A 16492-nucleotide genomic window follows, 5' to 3' on the forward strand; every position below is an offset into this window, starting at 1 on the left:
TTAAAGAAAGTTAACAATGATTTATTAGCATTTCGTTATCCTTTCCGTTATGTGTTTTAATCACTATTTAATGTAAGAGAAGTGTCATTTGCTATAATAAGATCACCAATATCAATAGTAGTTGCCCGAAGAATATTAAATAAGTTCAATAATGAAGATAATTGCCATACAGCTTCTTTATTTAATTTTGCAATGTCATTTTGTATCTCCAAGTGTGTATTCTTCAATTTTGTTGATATATGCTCTTTAATTTCTTCTGCACAAACAACATTTTGTTCAAAAAAGCATTCTAATGTTCTTTCAATAACTTCGGTTATTAAATTACTTAAATTTTTAATTTTATTTGCTGTAGCATTTGGGAGTAAATCTTTCATATTTGGATTGTTTTTAAGAATTTCAGCAAACTCTGCTGCTGCATCTCCTAAATCCTCTCCATATGTGGCAACCATTCTCCAATCTAAGCATTCAGTTGATTTTAAATTCGATATTTCTCTTTTATCATCAACCATAATTTTAAGCATTCTAACTATTAAAAAATATAACCGATTAACTTCAATATCTCTTTCTATTACTTCTTCAGCTAATGCAACATCCCCATGAAGAAACGCTGTAATGACATCAGTCTGCATTTGATTTGCTATTGAAAAACATCTTCTTACATATTCAAGAGGGTTAGGTAATGAACTTGAATCTATTAAAAAATGAAGTTCTATGCTTTCCTTGGTTTCTCCTAAGATTTCTAATCCTATCAATTGTCTTGACAAGCCCCTGATCTCACTTTTTCTTGTTAATGGCAAACCTTTCTTCGAATAAACTATTATAATATCACTACCAAGCAAATAAGCAGTTAAAACATCTCTACTAGCGTGAGGAGATTCATAAATTCGTGTAACTCTCTTTTGATATTCATCAGGAGTTTTTTGTGGGTAAAGGATGAGCTCTCCAGTTGAGAGTTCACGGATAATAACTATCGCACCCCTATCTAAGTTATACCGCTCAGCCCAATCTTTAGGTAAAGAGATAATCCTAGTATCCCCTGCACCTGTAACTTGTATTTTTCTTATTTCCATTTTGGAGATTCTCCAAGAGATCTTCTTATTATATGACTAGGGGTGAAAAATACTTCAATTTTTGTTTTTAAGTACTTGTAAAAAACTTTTAGTTTGTATACTATATGAATTTACTTAAATTTCTAGGATTTCATATCGAGGGATCTCAGTTGAATTATATCCATTCTTTGTTTTTATTAGATTATCTTCAATCCTAATTCCGAATTCACCAGGTATATAGACCCCTGGTTCAATAGTGAATGCATTCCCTTCTACAAGAGCTTCAGAATTGTTCCCGAAGATGTATGGATGTTCATGAATCTCCAAGCCAATTCCATGTCCTGTGCGATGTGTAAAATATTTACCAAAATTTGCTTGTGTAATGTATCCTCGGACTTGTCTATCGATTTCAGAAGGAATGGTATTTTTAATTACCGCTTCCTTTCCTATTTTATTTGCATTATATACTATATCGTAAATACGCTTAAATTTTCGGGGAGCTGATCCAAAAAAAGTCGTAATTGTTATATCTCCCCAATAATCATTCAAAGTCCCTCCAGCATCTATTAAAACAACACTATCTTTCTCTAATCTTTTTTCTCCGCCATGATAATGAGGAAATGAAGAATTATTCCCAAATTGTACTAATGAGGAAGCTTTACCTGCCGATTCCCATATTAGCCTCTCTTTCAAAATATTTTGAACTTCCATCTCTGAAATTCCTATTTCAAGTTCTTGTAATGTTTGAATAATGACATCTCCCGACTTTTTAGACGCTTTCAATAACAATTTTTGCTCATTTTCATCTTTAATCGCACGAAGATGATTAAAAATATTTCCAGCATCAGTATAATTGCAAGACGGAAGTTCTTTAGCAATTGTATTGAAAATTGAGTACCACATTTTAGGTTCTAGTGCAATATTAACCCCATTTTGATTAGGAATCAATGTTTTAAGCATAGAATATGGATTATCCGTCTCTTCCCATCCTATACAATTCTTTATATTAGTTAATCGTTTGAATCTTGCTACTTCAAAACTAGGAGCTATTAGAACGGGTTCGGTCTCCGAATGAACATATGCTATAATTAATCTTTCACTTGGATCCTCTAAAATTCCAAATAACCATCTAAAATTGATTCCTAATGGAATAATTATTGAATCAATGTTAATTTGACACATTCGCTCTTGAACTTTAACAATTCGGGTTTGATTTACCATGAGACTACCACCATTTTATAAGTTTCAGGTTTTTCAGTCTAATTAGTCAGTCTTAAATTATTATTTCGATTATTATAATGTTGAATTAGATATGAATAAGACAAACGATTCATCGGAATTCTCATTTAATATTGTTAATAAGCGATATTTAGGTGATTTAGATCAATTAAATCCTATCTATAGCAATTTAAAGCCTAATAATATTATTTCCGAGATAAAATCCCTCAAGATTTTTAACCAAGATTATCTACTTAGTCATAAACTTTTTTCGGAGGTTATCACAGAGGAATTATCCGCTAAAAACGAAGAATATAAAGCTGCATATAAGTTTCAACAAACTTTCTTAAAGATATTCAAAGATTTTTTTTCTAAATTTTTAAAAGAGGGAAAAAATAAAGGTGAATCCGAAAAAAAAACCGCTAAAATAATCTGGAATTATATTCAAAAGCATGAACTCAAAAATATCTTTAATGTTCTGATAGAACCTGAATTCAAGCCTTTCTTAAACGAAAAATTTTATTATTTTCTTGAAAAATTTAATGTAGCTTCAAATCTTGTTGATCTAGTCAAATATTATACTCTGACTGAAGAACAACCCCTTTTTATCCAAATCATTGACATTCTCAATGAGGCTGAAAACGCTTATTCTTTAGGAAATTTTCAAGATTCTCTTCGATTATTAAAACAAATCATCACAATCCTTGAGAAAGTTGATTCATCAAATTTTCTGGCTGATTTTTTAGTTTTAATTGGAAAACTATTTCAATGCAACCAAACTACTTCAATAGAGGCTATAAAAATTTTCAAAAAGGCTCTTGATTTATACGAAACTAGTAAAAATTTTCCAGAGATCAGCAAAATCCATTCTCTGCTTGCTGAAACCTATTGGCAAAATGGAAATTATAAAAAAACCTTAGATCATCTTTCTTCTGAAATAGATCTTTATTATCAATCAAATGAACATTTTTATATAATGAATGCGGAAGAACAACTCAGCAATTTTTTCTATAATCTAAGTCGATTTTCAGAATCTCAGGAATGGTCTCTTAAATATTTAAATTCAGCCATTAGAGCCACTGAAGGGAAATTGAAGGGATTTCATTTCTTAGAAGCAAATCTTAATTATGCACGAACTTTAACTGGTCTAAATGCATGGAATAAAGCAGAGGAACATCTCTCTTTTGCTGAAAGATCATTAATTCACTTAAAAATTCCGGAGCTCCAGCAAAATTTGTTAAAGCTTGAGATTTTTCAGCTAAAAGGACATATTGCTGTTTATCGAGGAAGATTGAATGAAGCACGATATCTGTTTGACAGGAAAAATGAATTAAATCTAAATTCGCTAGAGGTTACTCCTTCATATAGTAGATTCTTAAGGGAAGAGGCTACACTCTATAGAAACTTAAATGAGTTTTCCCATGCTATCCATGTTCTACAACCATTGTTTAGAACGAAAGACTCCATAAATCCTATAAATGTAGCTTTACTTGCTGAAATTCTTGCACTTCATTCACACGAGTCTCAAGCATTAAAACTCGTTCAAAGAGCCGAGCAGGTGTTAATGGAATGGAATTCGATACATGGACTTTCACATATTTATCTAAGTAAAGGATACATTTTTCTTCTAATGCAGGACTTTGATAATGCTTCAAAAAGTTATTACAATGCTCTAGAAATAGTAAAATCCGATCTAGCTGATTTAAAAATAAAAGTAGAAGCAAATTTACATCTTTCTCAGATTGCTATTCAAAAAGGGAATTTAAAACTTGCAGATCATCATTGTAAAATTGCAGAAGAATCAGCATTAATGTCAGGATCCCTAGCATTTCAATACAACACTTTATTAATGAAAATCCAATTGACGATTGAACAAGGAAATCATTTTGAGGGATTAAACGAACTTCGGAACATACTAATAGAACTAAAAAACCATGAAATTTGGTTCTTAATAAATAAGGCCGAATTTCTTCTAAAAGAATATTCATAGTAATTAATGGTCAAAAAAAATCACTTAAGGATTTGGTTTTTATTTTCTTTTGTGAAAATTGCTTTTTTTCAAGACTTGGATCCTTTAGAGGTTTTTCTTTTGTTTTTTCTTTACCAGTACGCCTTTTTTTGTTATTTTCTGCATTTCTTTTTTCTTCACGAATTTTTTGTTTAGCTTGATTATGTTGTTCTTGTATCTCTTTTAATAACTCTCTTTCCACCTCAAGTGATGTAATTCGTTCAATCTGAGGATATAACTCACGTATTTTTTTCTTAATTTCTCTATTTATTGTTTTATCTGTAGAAAAATAATCGATTTCTCCATTCCAGATAATTTTTTCTTTCTTTTTGCCAGGTTCAGTATCAAAAAGTTTGAAATCAATAGCAAGATGTGCTGCTAAATTTGAGTCTTTATTAAAAATAATTCGAAGATATGGAAAATAAAAGCTTATTGCTTCTTGTGTTGATACATGACAAATTAAACCTACTTTTGATCCGATTTTAGCAGGTTTTTTTTGCCTCGATAAAGTAATCCAATAAGAAGGGATTTGTAATTGCCATTCCTGCAAGGTTGGGAAGTTAGAACCAGAAGGAACAAGAGTAGCAAGTTCTTTTGTCAGGAAGGTATAAAAATAACTTAATTGAGACCAGATTTGTTCACTTTGAGCTCTTGTCAAAGCCAAATCAGCTCGTGCTAGAACCTCGTATATACTAGCATTTTGTTGGTAATCGGAAGGATTAATAAATTTAGGGAGAAGATCTCTAATTAAAAATAATAGTTTTGAATAATCCATATTGCTCAACATTTTAGTTTGTTTATGAGCTAGATCTCCATCACGATCGATAAATAAAATGTTTAAGAACTCAGTGAATAGAATACTTCTGTCTCGTTTGGAAAGAACTTCTAAATCCTCTTCAGCGATATTTTTGGTTCCAGTTGCAATGGTTTGTAATGAATTTATGGATCCACGAATATCATTCTCACTCAATTCTATTAATTTATATAAAGTTAAATCGGTAACTTCAATGGACTCTTTTTCTGAAATACGTCTCATTATATCAAGAATTTCTTTTGAAGAGGGAGGGAAAAACTCTCGAAGCTCACAATATTTCTTTAATGTATTAAACTTTTGATCTGAAATATCGTTTGCTGTTAAAATAATTGGTGCACGTGTATCATGAATTATTTCGATAATTTCTCTAATCCCTCCACGATCTGCAGTTCCACTTAATCCATCAATTTCATCAATTAATAATATTTTACCTATAATTTGCTTATTTAAGCTCTCTTTTAACGAATTAAACATAGATGCTTGTTTTACACTTTGCAATGATAATTTATTCCGTTGATCACTTGCATTAACAGTAAAAACATCAAACTTTAAACTTTTGGCAATAGCTATTACTGAACTTGTCTTTCCAATTCCAGGGGGACCATATAATAATAAAGCACGTTTTTTTAACTCAAGATCAGGATTACGGAAACGATTTAAATATCCAACAATCGAATTAACTGATTCTATGTTTCCTACTATTTCAGACCGACGCTTAGGTGCATATTTTTGCGTCCATGAAACCAAGATTCTTTCCTCTATTTCTGTGCAGATGCAATAAGATTGGCAAGGAACGCATCGAATTGAATTTGAGGATTACAACCTATAGCAATCCTATAATCAAGTTCTGAAAGCATAGATAATGCTGCAAACTTCACAGGATCAGGAATATCATCTGAAGACATTGCACTCAATTCAGAGTTTAAATGCTTAACTAGATCTTGACCAGAAAGTCCATATGTCTCCATGAGTACTCTTAGATTATTTTTCGCTGTATTAAAATTTGGTTTGGGTTTTATGCATTCAACAATTATTCCCCGAATTTCAGAAGGTTTAACGTAACCCTGTATTTGGTATACTACTTCTGCAGTAACATTTGAGGCAATGGAAGATGCTGCTTGGAGGGTATTAATTGCCTGTCTCATATCACCTGATGAAGAATCAAAAAGAGCATTTAATGCATCTTTATCTACAGTTAAATTCTTTTCACTAGCGATTTTTTTAAGTCTCGAAATAACATCTTCCTTCTTTAAACTTTTAAAACGAAATATAGCACATCTGGATTGAATAGGGGTGATAATACGAGAACTATAATTACAAATCAGAATGAAACGAGTTATTTCATTGTAAGTTTCCATTGTACGTCGAAGTGCATGTTGTGCGTCGCTTGTCATCTGGTCTGCTTCGTCCAAAATGATTATCTTGAAACTTGTTTTTCCTGAAGGAAGAACGCGAGCAAAATTTTTAATATCTTGACGAACTACATTAATACCCCTATCATCAGAAGCATTCAAACGTTTAACATTCGCTGAGCGTTCGGAGGGAATAAAAATTTCATTAACAATTGCTTCTGCACATGTAGTTTTACCTACACCAGGCGGACCAGAAAACAACATATGTGGAAAATCAGTTTTTTGAACAAGCTGAACCAATCTTTCAATAATCTCTTGCTGTCCGACAACCTCAGCTAAGGTTCTAGGGCGAAAAGATTCAGTCCACATTCGCTCAATAGTTACCACTTGACATACCTTGGGTTAAATTTAAGGAAAAAAATTAGGAAGACTTAATCATCATCCCATTCTTCATCATCGTCCTCCTCATCTTCCCAATCATCCTCATCATCATATTCCTCATCTTTATCTGTTGTATCGCTACTATAGTCTTCTTCATCCTCTCCTCGCATTGGAGCTAAGAGGTAACCAAGATTAATTCCACTTTCACTGTAAGATAATCTTAATGGTTTTTCCGTGCTAAAAGATAATCCTACTGTTGAAAATGCTTGGTCTACTAATAGAAGGTTTTTAAAAGTTTCAATGGAGTAGAGAGATTCATTTAAACTATCAGTAGAAATCTCTAAGGCTTCTGATTCGCCCTCAGTGTCTGTGGAAATCTCGATGCTGACTTCTTTTCGCTCCTCCACGCAGCTAAACCTCAATTTACCTTCTTCAGCTGATATTTTAACACTTCCACCAATTATTGAGGCATCTTTAATAAAATCTGTTAAAGCTCCTCCTTTCAGTTTTGAATTCACATTGAACTCAAGGGATTGACTATCAGGTGGGAGTTCTTCTTCCTCTTTTTTCTGTAAAGGGAGTACAAAATTCCTTTTTCCAAGACCTGTGTATAAGAAATTTAAGGTTTCATTCTTTTCATCCAATGTTATGGTTAATTTGTCACCTTTTTTTGCTCGTTGAAGGATTTTCTTCAAGTGTTGAATATCCAAGGTAAGCATATACTCTTTATCACATATAAATTCTGAAGTTTCTTCATTAAAGTGCTCAGGACGTATTCGTAAATCAACCATGGCTGAATGAGATCTATCCATGCTTCGAAGGGTGATTCCATCCTTTGGGGTTATAAGAAAGGTACCATCTACATCCAAAACAGCAGCAGCAGCATTTAAAACTTTTATAAACAGGTCTAAATCTTCTTTAATAATTTTAAGAGTCATTCTAATTGCTCCTTGTTATTTAAATCCATATTACAATCTCTTTTTTAATATTTTATTTGCATAGTGGTAGAATATATCCTTATGCACTTTTACCACAATTTCATATTATACCTTTAATTCGTTATTAATTTCAATACAATTCATCCGAAGAATTATCATGTATTTGAGGATTTAAATTCATAATATTATTCTTTCTAAGAAAATGATTTTTAAAAATCTTGCCTGACAGTTATAATAATCTATTATTATGTTTATTAGAATATTATGAAAAAGAACTTGTCCCAATGTTTTCTAATAGTAATTATATTCTAAGAGAGATAAAAGTTTGGAAAAAGATCACATAAAGCTTTAGTTAAGGGATATTTAAATGGATAAAATCATTAAAATTAGTTCACCAGGTCGAATTTGTCTTTTCGGAGAACATCAAGATTATATCGGACTTCCAGTTATTCCACTAGCAATTAACATGCGATTAAAATTATCTGGATCCTTCAAATCAAATGAGAACAAAATTTTGAATATAAGCAGTAATCAAATAGCATTTATGGAATTATTGAATCGAAATTCGATGATGAAACTAACAGGTTCCCCTTATGATTATATAAAAGCGGTTTTATTATTTTTTAAGGAAAAATTGACAGAACCTTTACCTTCTCATATCAATATTGATAGTGATATTCCCATTAGTTCAGGATTGTCATCATCAGCTGCATTACTCGTCTCTACTGTATATTTAGTTGGGAATATTATCTCAAAATGTAATTTAACAAATTTGGAGATTGCTGAAACCGCTTATAATTGTGAACATGATATACTAGGAATAAGCTGTGGACGAATGGATCAATATGCCTCTGCGATTGGAGGAGCTTTTCATATGACATCAGAATCTAATCCAAAGATAATAAAACTAAATTTCCCAAAAGAGGTTTATTTTGTAATTGGGAATTCAGGAATAAACCGTCAAGCTGATATTCCCTTAAAAATGACACAAAAATTGGTTTTCAGAGGTTTAAAGCAATTTAAAAATGTTAATCCTATTAATCTACAATTTGATGATCTTAGGAAGGTACAATTACCGAATAAAATTGAAAAAGTTTTAAAAGGAGTTATTAAAGTAAAAGAAAATACAATTAATGCATTAGAAGAATTGACTACGACAAATACTGACTTGGAAAAAATCGGTCTATTAATTAATGAACAACACAAATTTCTTTCAGAATATTATAAAGTCTCACATCCTAAGATAGATAAAATGTGTAACGCATCAATTTCTGTTGGTGCTTTAGGAGCAAAAATGACTGGAGCAGGTTTTGGAGGTTCTATGTTTGCACTTACAGATTCAAAAGATAAGGCAATAAATATACAAGAAAAACTTTCACAATTTGGCAATACTTTTATTGTTAAGCAAGATATGGGAGTAAGAGAAGAAGTACATTAGGTAAAATTTTTCAAATTGTCCAATGCAACAATTATTTGGTCAGAGCTAGGGGAAGAAATATTAATTTTGTCAACTCTTATCATGTCTAATTCCTTTCTAGCATACCCAATAATTGTTGCTGGTGTATCTTCCTTTGATAATTCTTCAACTATCTCTGAAGCATATTTTTGATCACAAAAAAGCAAAAAAGCACCGGAAGATATTAATTCATAAGGATTAAATTCAAGTACCTCACCTAATACTTTTGTAACAGGAGCTAATGGAATTTCAGATAGTTCAATATCACATCCTAATCTTTTATTAACTAAACATTCAAACAATGCTCCTAATATCCCACCTTCTGTAGCATCATGAACCATATGAATTGCTTTGTGCCATTTCTTATTACATGAATGGACACGGCTACTAATATCTATATTTTCCCCTAAATTCATTCCAGAGAGGACTAGATTCTTTCCTAACTTTTTTTTAAATTTATTCGAACTCTCAGATAAAATTATTGAAGTTCCTTCTGCACCGACCCATCCTGAGCAAATAATTGCATCTCCAGTTTGAGGTAGGCGTGGGATATAGTATTCTGGTGGAACAAATCCTAACATACTTGCAGATAATATTGGCTTACTACAAGCATCAGAGACTTCAGTATGTCCTCCTAAAATAGTTATCCTTCTTTCCATACATGTTTCTGATAGTTGTTTTTGAAGATCCAATAGTTCATTTTTTGTTGTGCCTTGAGGAACGATAATTGACACTGTTACACCAAAAGGAATTGCACCAGAAGTGGAAAGATCATTATGATTGATAATAATTAAATATCTCCCAGGATTAGGTGTAGGAAACGTAATTGGATCAGCTTTGTATACTAAATAAGGAGTACTGTTTGTATTATAAAAAGAATTAATCTCATCTTTTATCATCTGCAGATCTAATACAGCAACATCAACTCCAAGTTCTGCTGGTTGTACGATTCCTGAAATGCGTTCATAACCACGATTATTTAAGAGTTCACTTAAAATCTCTAAAGAAATTTTTCCAAAAACCAATTGATTATTCATCTTAATCAAAAATTCCATGTACACAATTATTTAGTATAAGATTAATCCTATTCAGAAACCTCGAGATTTTTATATTTAAACTTCTTATTCAAAATAAAATATAATTTGAATCTGGTGATTTTTTGGATGAAATAATTTTGAAGGAAATTCCTTTATTTGCAGAAACATACTTTATGGTTACTAGTAATAATATTTCCCAGCATCTCTTTTTTTATTATCATGATCCTTATGAAATATATCAAAAATTTAATGAAACTGGAGCTTTAAAAGGCGAATTGGAGACAATTCAGTCAAAGCTACAAGATTGGATTGATAAAGATGACCTTTTTGTGAATCAAAACAAGATAAAAATGATAGTAGAATCTGTAAATTTGGATTTTATTAAAAGAAACCATAAATTTCCATTTTTATTTTTTCAAATTATATCTAAAGAGTTTAAACAAGAACACGCTTATGAAATAATTATAGACCTTTATGCTCAACCTGAATCTCTCCCATATTCTGCAATTTCTGTTTGGTCGTGTCTAAGCGGAATAATTATTGAAGTAGATTCAAAAACACATCATCAAATAAGCGAAGATAAAATGCAAGTCATTTTCTATATGGATCAATCTGAAATCATTGGTGGAAGAGAGAAAATTCACATTATCCTAAATAAATAATTTCAAAAAAAAATTCATATAAATATTTATTTTGTTAGTTTTTGTTGAATGATTAAAGAATTAAAAAACATTCTTTGCTTTTCTTCCCAATGGATTTGCAATTGAATCATCCGTTAGACAAATAAAGTTACAATAGTATACAAATTCCTGCAGAATCCCAGTCCAAACATTGATAAATGAAGCTAATGCGTATTATATCTTTGTGAAATCCTAGGACATGATATTCAATGGAAGTTTTCCAAGTTTTTTTTGATAGTATTATTTTTATTCTCCCTCTTTGGTTTGGTAACGCTTCCCCCACAATACTTGGTGGAGGAGCCCCAATAGATGGAGGTAAATATTGGCGAGACGGTAGACGAATCTTGGGAGATGGTAAAACAATACGTGGATTTTGGGCTGGGACTTTGGTGGGAGGAATTGTAGGAATGTTAATAGCTATAATCCTACCTATTTTTTCTATTGATTTAGAATATATTACCCTATTAGATAAAGGTTTGTTTTATAGTATTGCCTCAAACTTGAATTTATCTTTTCTCTATACCAATCAAACAGTCTTTGGGTTCTTATTAGGTGCAATACAGACTTTTGGCGGGTTAATAGGTGATGTAATTGGCTCTTTCATTAAAAGACGGAGTGGGGTAGAGAGAGGCCAGACTTTCATTTTTTTGGATCAATTAGGATTTTTAATTCTTGGGATGGGATTCATATATATCTTAATCCCATGGCCAATAACATGGTTTCTTGTATTAGTCCCAATTACATTTTTAATGCACATCATTGCTAATCTTATTGGTTACTTTACGGGAATACAAGATGTACCTTTATAAGATAACCATAGACAAAAAGAACTACAAATCTCATTTTTAGAATTTTTGTTGGTTGATATTTATGGAATTTTCTAAAATATACAGTAGAGTACTTATAGAAAGATTTTTCAAGTCATAATTGCAAAAAAGGGTCAGTAACACATAATGCAGTGATACATAGAACATAGAAAAAATCAAGGAGTGATCAGTCATGACAGAGGAAAATACGGTTTTTATCGGCAACAAGCCTGTGACAGCTTATGTTATGGCCTGTGTAACACAATTTAATAGAGATGCAGACTGTATCGTTTTAAAAGCACGAGGACGTGCAATAAGTAGGGCGGTAGATGTGGCAGAAGTTCTCAGACGTCGTTTTATGAAGGGTCACGTTGATGTGACAAACATACAAATCGATACAGAACAAATTGAAACACGAGAAGGTAACTTATCAAACGTTAGTGCAATTGAGATAACAATAACCAAAATTAGTTGAAAAAATTTTATATTAACTATTAACTCCCTAAAATCCATCTGGAATATAAGAAAATTCTCTACTTAAACCAATTCTTTTCACTCATTTCCAAATAGAAAACTATTGTCCAGATGTTATTACTTTTTATATTTTTAATTTGTCATTTATATCTACGAAGGAATTTTCAATGATAGTGGATCAAATTTGTGAGAAAATAAAACCTTTTATCACTATTGAATTCCAATCAGGAAGATTTAAAGTAACAGATTTTAGAGAACTCTTAAAACGTATTGATTTAACCCCCCATGAGAGGAAGTATCTTAGTGCAAATTTCCGTTTAGTGGTTACAAAACTTGGTCTTTTCCATTATTTACCTGAAATTCAAAAAAATGAGGATATTGCTCTTTTTCAGCTTATAGAGGTTGTTACAGAAGATTGGATATCTCATGGGATTGTAAAATCTAGAACTGAGGCAGTCAATCGATTAATTGAACAAATTAAAACACGCTTGAAAGATCGATCTACAACCGTTTTAACAATTTCTGAAGGAGGCGATATTCGGATATTAATCCAAAGTTTAAGGGAAAATATAACTAATTTTTGGGATAAAAATCCAGAACGTGTTCCAGATCTTATAGATGAATTTCGAGATGCATTATCAGAGACAAGTCAATCTTCTAGATTATTATATGATGTAATGTCTTACAGTCGTGACATCCGGTCAAAAAAAATTAAATATCTGGAGGATGTTCTTGAGGAGATTGATGCTTGGGAAAAACGATTGTTTCTTGATAAATAATATTACTTCTCAAAATAAATTTTTACTTGATTTTGACCCAATGTGAAAGCTTTCTCATTTATCTCGTGGAATTTTTCTTTTAATTGTTTCTTCATAGCTCTAATTAAAGAATCTTTGGGTAAAGGAAAACCAGGTATGGCATACAATCCTCCTAGAAGTATAATATTTTGTACAATTGAATTCCCTAATTCCAGAGCAAGTTTTGTAGCATTTATTGCTATAATTTTATCTTTATCCGTAAATTTCGATAGAGCCAACATTATTTTTTCTAATTCTGGATAAGAGATTTTTGATACAATAGAATATGGGGAGGGTATTGGTTCTATATTCATTAAGATATGACCACCAGCTTTGAGATATTTGGCATAACGAATTGTTTCAACAGGTTCCATCCCGATTAGAACATCAGCTGATCGCTCAGCAATCAGAGTTGAATAAATATCACCAATACGAACTGTAGCGAAAACTGTTCCAAATCTTTGTGACATTCCATGAGTCTCACTTCCACGAACTTTTAAGCCAATTTCTACCGCAGACATCGATATAATATCAGTTATAGCCAAAATTCCTTGACCTCCCACTCCGCAGGCAAATATGTCATAATACATTTTATTATTCCCCATTAATTGTACGAATAACCCCGTATGGACAAACTTCAACACATAAACCACAACGGGTACAAATTTCCTGATTAATAGTAGGAATAATCCTTTCCGTTTTACCTTTTATTTTTGTTTTTTCTGACCACATGATAGCAGGGCATGCTATAAGATTAATACAGGAATGGCAGACACGACATTCATCAGCATAGACTTGATATTTAATTTGAGGCAATCCCTCCCTATGTTGGAATTGTATACGACATTCACCTTTTGATATAACAACAGAAACTCCATTAGAATCAGTAGCTTTTTTTAGTGTCTCAATTGAAGATTTAGGATGAAATGGATCTATGAAATAAATTGGAATCTCCATTGCACTTACCACTTTTTCAATGGAAAGCTGATTATTAGGTAATGGATTAGGGTTCGAGCTGGGATGGGGTTGAAACCCAGTCATAGCAGTACAACTATTATCTACTATAATTACTAAGATTTTCTTTTTATTATAGGTTGCATTTGCCAATCCAGGTAAACCCGAAGCCCAAAATGTGCTATCTCCGATAATTGCGATTATTTGTTCTTCTAATCCTGGTATTGAAGCCAACCCGTGTCCAATTCCTAATGATGATCCCATATCAATCACAACGTGACCTACTTCTAGAGGAGGAGCTGCACCTAATGTATAACAACCAATGTCTGTTGAAATGACTCGTGATTTCTTCCTAACAGCTCTGTTGAGAATATAAAATGTACCCCGATGTGGACATCCTGGACATAAAATAGGTGGTCTTGGTAACACTAGATTCAATTCATCCTCAAATTTAGAATCTAATACAGCTTCATTTTTAATATAAGGTTTTAATCCTTTTATAAGTGCATCAATGGTTATTTCTCCTTGCTTTGGAGTTATTCCTTCCTTTCTACCTAAAATTGGGTTCTTATATCCCATTTCCTGAGCGATTTTCTTTATAAAAGTTTCGAGAACATCATCACCTTCTTCTACAACAATCCATTTAGTATTCGGATGACTCTCAAATAATTTAATTACAAATGATTCAGGAAATGGATGTGAAATCCCAATTTTGGCTATTGAAAATGTTCCAAATTTATGTGAAAATTGTAAACAGACATCCTTAAGATAGGTATAGGCAGACCCACTTGTGAAGAATGCAAAATCAAAATTTTCGCCTTTTTCAAATATATTCCAAGCCGTATTTTTTAAATATTGAGCAAAATTGGTTATAATATTTAGAATCCTTGTTTTATTCACCCTAGCATTTTCTGGGACACAGACAAATCTTATAGGGTCAATTTCAATAGAAATTTTTGGCGGAAATTTAGGAGGAGAAATCTTTTCTAGTTGTATGTCAATTTTAGAATGGCTAATCCGTGTTACGCTACGAATAATGACTGGAGTCTCAAATCGTTCACTTAAAGAAAATGCATCTTTCAACATTTCTTTTGCTTCTGAAGCATCACTTGGTTCAAAAATAGGTATATTGGCTAGTTTAGAGTACCATCGATTATCCTGTTCATTTTGGGAGGAATACATATTCGGATCCTCGGCTTCGAATATCACCAAACCACCTTTCACACCTGCGTTTATTAGTGTCAATAAAGCATCTGCAGCAACATTTAGACCGACATGTTTACAAATAAAAATAGTTCTTCTCCCAGAAAATGAAAAGCCATAAGCACTCTCGAGAGCTACTTTTTCATTAATACTCCATTCAAGATAAAATTCATATTCTAATTCTTTAAGAATACCAGCTTGCTGTGCAGCATATAATGTATTAGGAATTTCTGAGGATGGTGTACCTGGATAAGTAAATAACGCTGAAACTCCAGCTTCAAGTATTCCACGTGAAATAGCTTCATTTCCTAATAGTGCAATCTTTTTACCTGGTTTGGAATTGTCAAAAATTTCCTCTAACCTAGCCACATTTAATTCATCCTATAAGGACGTACTAACAGATTATGATATATGATAAAATTGATATATTTCTTTCATATATCTAATCAAGATAGAACAGTAATGTGTTAAATATTTTGAGCTCAAAACCAAATTCTTTACAATTGATAATTTCAAAGAAGTGATTTAACATACCCACCATCAATCTGAAGTGCTATACCAGTTATATGGGAGGCTTGTTCTGAAGCTAAAAAGACAATAACATTTGCGATTTCCTCTGGTTTAGCAATTCGACCTAAAGCATTTAAATTACTCCAATTCTGCATAATTTCTTCTTTAGAAATCCTTTGTTTAATAGATAAAAAATCAGCTAACTCTTCTACACGTTGAGTATGTGTATAAGAAGGGCAAACAATGTTAATCAAAATATTATCTTTGCCTAATTCCTCACTTAGACTTTTTGATAATCCAGCTACACCTGCTCGGGTAACATTTGATAAAATTAATCCTTTAATTGGTTGTTTGACAGATACACTTGTTATAATGATGATCCTTCCATTTTGGTTTTGTTTCATCACTGGAATTGTTTCTTTACACAGATAGATTGAGCTCATCAAAACTTGATTTATCGCATTTTTCCAATCCTCAATTTCAAAATCTGAAAATGAGCCAGCTGGAGGACCTCCACAGTTAGCGACTAATACATCGATAGTACCAAATGTCTCAAGAGTTTCTTTGATTAAATTCTGCACCTCGTCATATTTAGTTAAATCACATTGAATAGCTAGGCATTTTACTCCATATTTGTCAATTGTTCTAGCAGTTTGCATCAAATCATCTTTTTCTCGGGCACATATTACTAAATATGCTCCTTCCTTTGCCATAGCGATTGCAACAGCTTTACCTAACCCCCTACTCGACGCAGTAACTAAAACTACCTTTTTTTTAAGTCTAAGATCCAAAATCATCAACTCAATGACTATTTA

General features: G+C 32.0%; 15 protein-coding genes. 6 read left to right on the plus strand and 9 right to left on the minus strand.

Annotated features, from left to right (window positions below):
- Nucleotides 1-56: 56 nt before the first annotated feature.
- A complete protein-coding gene (locus tag ACWVCY_RS01140; protein WP_455139629.1) occupies nt 57-1070 on the minus strand; it encodes a PhoU domain-containing protein in 1014 nt (337 codons plus the stop codon).
- A gap of 114 nt (nt 1071-1184) precedes the next feature.
- On the minus strand, nt 1185-2270 hold the full coding sequence (locus tag ACWVCY_RS01145; RefSeq protein ID WP_455139631.1) for a M24 family metallopeptidase: 1086 nt from the start codon (nt 2268-2270) through the stop codon (nt 1185-1187).
- Between the two features lie 91 nt (nt 2271-2361).
- Here ACWVCY_RS01145 and ACWVCY_RS01150 point away from each other — a divergent pair, with 91 nt between their 5' ends.
- The gene (locus tag ACWVCY_RS01150; RefSeq protein ID WP_455139633.1) at nt 2362-4257 is read left to right on the plus strand and encodes a tetratricopeptide repeat protein; all 1896 of its coding nucleotides are present in this window, start codon (nt 2362-2364) and stop codon (nt 4255-4257) included.
- A gap of 10 nt (nt 4258-4267) precedes the next feature.
- On the opposite strand, the gene ACWVCY_RS01155 is transcribed toward ACWVCY_RS01150, so the two are convergent.
- The 3 genes from ACWVCY_RS01155 to ACWVCY_RS01165 all read right to left on the minus strand — a co-directional run bounded on the left by ACWVCY_RS01155 (nt 4268) and on the right by ACWVCY_RS01165 (nt 7760).
- On the minus strand, nt 4268-5836 hold the full coding sequence (locus ACWVCY_RS01155; protein WP_455139635.1) for an AAA family ATPase: 1569 nt from the start codon (nt 5834-5836) through the stop codon (nt 4268-4270).
- Nucleotides 5837-5847: 11 nt separating this feature from the next.
- Nucleotides 5848-6810 carry a replication factor C small subunit gene (locus ACWVCY_RS01160; RefSeq protein WP_455139731.1) on the minus strand — a complete coding sequence of 321 codons (963 nt, stop codon included), beginning with the start codon at nt 6808-6810 and terminating at the stop codon, nt 5848-5850.
- Between the two features lie 62 nt (nt 6811-6872).
- Complete coding sequence (locus tag ACWVCY_RS01165; RefSeq protein WP_455139637.1) at nt 6873-7760, minus strand: hypothetical protein; 888 nt, start codon at nt 7758-7760, stop codon at nt 6873-6875.
- A gap of 367 nt (nt 7761-8127) precedes the next feature.
- Here ACWVCY_RS01165 and ACWVCY_RS01170 point away from each other — a divergent pair, with 367 nt between their 5' ends.
- A complete protein-coding gene (locus tag ACWVCY_RS01170; protein WP_455139639.1) occupies nt 8128-9198 on the plus strand; it encodes a GHMP family kinase ATP-binding protein in 1071 nt (356 codons plus the stop codon).
- On the opposite strand, the gene ACWVCY_RS01175 is transcribed toward ACWVCY_RS01170, so the two are convergent.
- On the minus strand, nt 9195-10241 hold the full coding sequence (locus ACWVCY_RS01175) for an AIR synthase-related protein (RefSeq protein WP_455139641.1): 1047 nt from the start codon (nt 10239-10241) through the stop codon (nt 9195-9197). The genes ACWVCY_RS01170 and ACWVCY_RS01175 overlap by 4 nt on opposite strands.
- 134 nt (nt 10242-10375) lie before the next feature.
- Here ACWVCY_RS01175 and ACWVCY_RS01180 point away from each other — a divergent pair, with 134 nt between their 5' ends.
- From ACWVCY_RS01180 to ACWVCY_RS01195, 4 genes are all read left to right on the plus strand, one after another.
- Nucleotides 10376-10915, plus strand: a complete 540-nt coding sequence (locus ACWVCY_RS01180) for a hypothetical protein (protein WP_455139643.1) — start codon at nt 10376-10378, stop codon at nt 10913-10915.
- A gap of 227 nt (nt 10916-11142) precedes the next feature.
- The gene (locus tag ACWVCY_RS01185) at nt 11143-11742 is read left to right on the plus strand and encodes a CDP-2,3-bis-(O-geranylgeranyl)-sn-glycerol synthase (RefSeq protein ID WP_455139645.1); all 600 of its coding nucleotides are present in this window, start codon (nt 11143-11145) and stop codon (nt 11740-11742) included.
- A 190-nt stretch (nt 11743-11932) separates the two neighbouring features.
- Nucleotides 11933-12214 (plus strand): DNA-binding protein Alba, encoded by a 282-nt coding sequence (gene albA / locus ACWVCY_RS01190; protein WP_455139647.1) that lies wholly within the window; start codon nt 11933-11935, stop codon nt 12212-12214.
- A gap of 166 nt (nt 12215-12380) precedes the next feature.
- Entirely contained in the window at nt 12381-12992 is a 612-nt protein-coding gene (locus ACWVCY_RS01195; RefSeq protein ID WP_455139649.1) for a hypothetical protein, read from the plus strand.
- 2 nt (nt 12993-12994) lie between these two features.
- Here the strand turns inward: ACWVCY_RS01195 and ACWVCY_RS01200 are convergent, their stop codons facing one another.
- The 3 genes from ACWVCY_RS01200 to ACWVCY_RS01210 all read right to left on the minus strand — a co-directional run bounded on the left by ACWVCY_RS01200 (nt 12995) and on the right by ACWVCY_RS01210 (nt 16468).
- Complete coding sequence (locus ACWVCY_RS01200) at nt 12995-13600, minus strand: indolepyruvate oxidoreductase subunit beta (protein WP_455139651.1); 606 nt, start codon at nt 13598-13600, stop codon at nt 12995-12997.
- A gap of 4 nt (nt 13601-13604) precedes the next feature.
- The gene (locus tag ACWVCY_RS01205; RefSeq protein ID WP_455139653.1) at nt 13605-15536 is read right to left on the minus strand and encodes a thiamine pyrophosphate-dependent enzyme; all 1932 of its coding nucleotides are present in this window, start codon (nt 15534-15536) and stop codon (nt 13605-13607) included.
- Between the two features lie 143 nt (nt 15537-15679).
- The gene (locus ACWVCY_RS01210) at nt 15680-16468 is read right to left on the minus strand and encodes an SDR family oxidoreductase (protein ID WP_455139655.1); all 789 of its coding nucleotides are present in this window, start codon (nt 16466-16468) and stop codon (nt 15680-15682) included.
- Nucleotides 16469-16492: the final 24 nt, after the last annotated feature.

It is taken from the genome of Candidatus Hodarchaeum mangrovi (genome assembly GCF_975850365.1).

Coding starts and splice junctions, on each gene's coding strand:
- ACWVCY_RS01160 (WP_455139731.1), bottom strand. CDS start 6,810: ATGTGGACTGAATCTTTTCGCCCTAGAACCTTAGCTGAGGTTGTCGGA.
- ACWVCY_RS01170 (WP_455139639.1), top strand. CDS start 8,128: ATGGATAAAATCATTAAAATTAGTTCACCAGGTCGAATTTGTCTTTTC.
- ACWVCY_RS01150 (WP_455139633.1), top strand. CDS start 2,362: ATGAATAAGACAAACGATTCATCGGAATTCTCATTTAATATTGTTAAT.
- ACWVCY_RS01200 (WP_455139651.1), bottom strand. CDS start 13,600: ATGTATTATGACATATTTGCCTGCGGAGTGGGAGGTCAAGGAATTTTG.
- ACWVCY_RS01145 (WP_455139631.1), bottom strand. CDS start 2,270: ATGGTAAATCAAACCCGAATTGTTAAAGTTCAAGAGCGAATGTGTCAA.
- albA (WP_455139647.1), top strand. CDS start 11,933: ATGACAGAGGAAAATACGGTTTTTATCGGCAACAAGCCTGTGACAGCT.
- ACWVCY_RS01140 (WP_455139629.1), bottom strand. CDS start 1,070: ATGGAAATAAGAAAAATACAAGTTACAGGTGCAGGGGATACTAGGATT.
- ACWVCY_RS01185 (WP_455139645.1), top strand. CDS start 11,143: ATGGAAGTTTTCCAAGTTTTTTTTGATAGTATTATTTTTATTCTCCCT.
- ACWVCY_RS01165 (WP_455139637.1), bottom strand. CDS start 7,760: ATGACTCTTAAAATTATTAAAGAAGATTTAGACCTGTTTATAAAAGTT.
- ACWVCY_RS01195 (WP_455139649.1), top strand. CDS start 12,381: ATGATAGTGGATCAAATTTGTGAGAAAATAAAACCTTTTATCACTATT.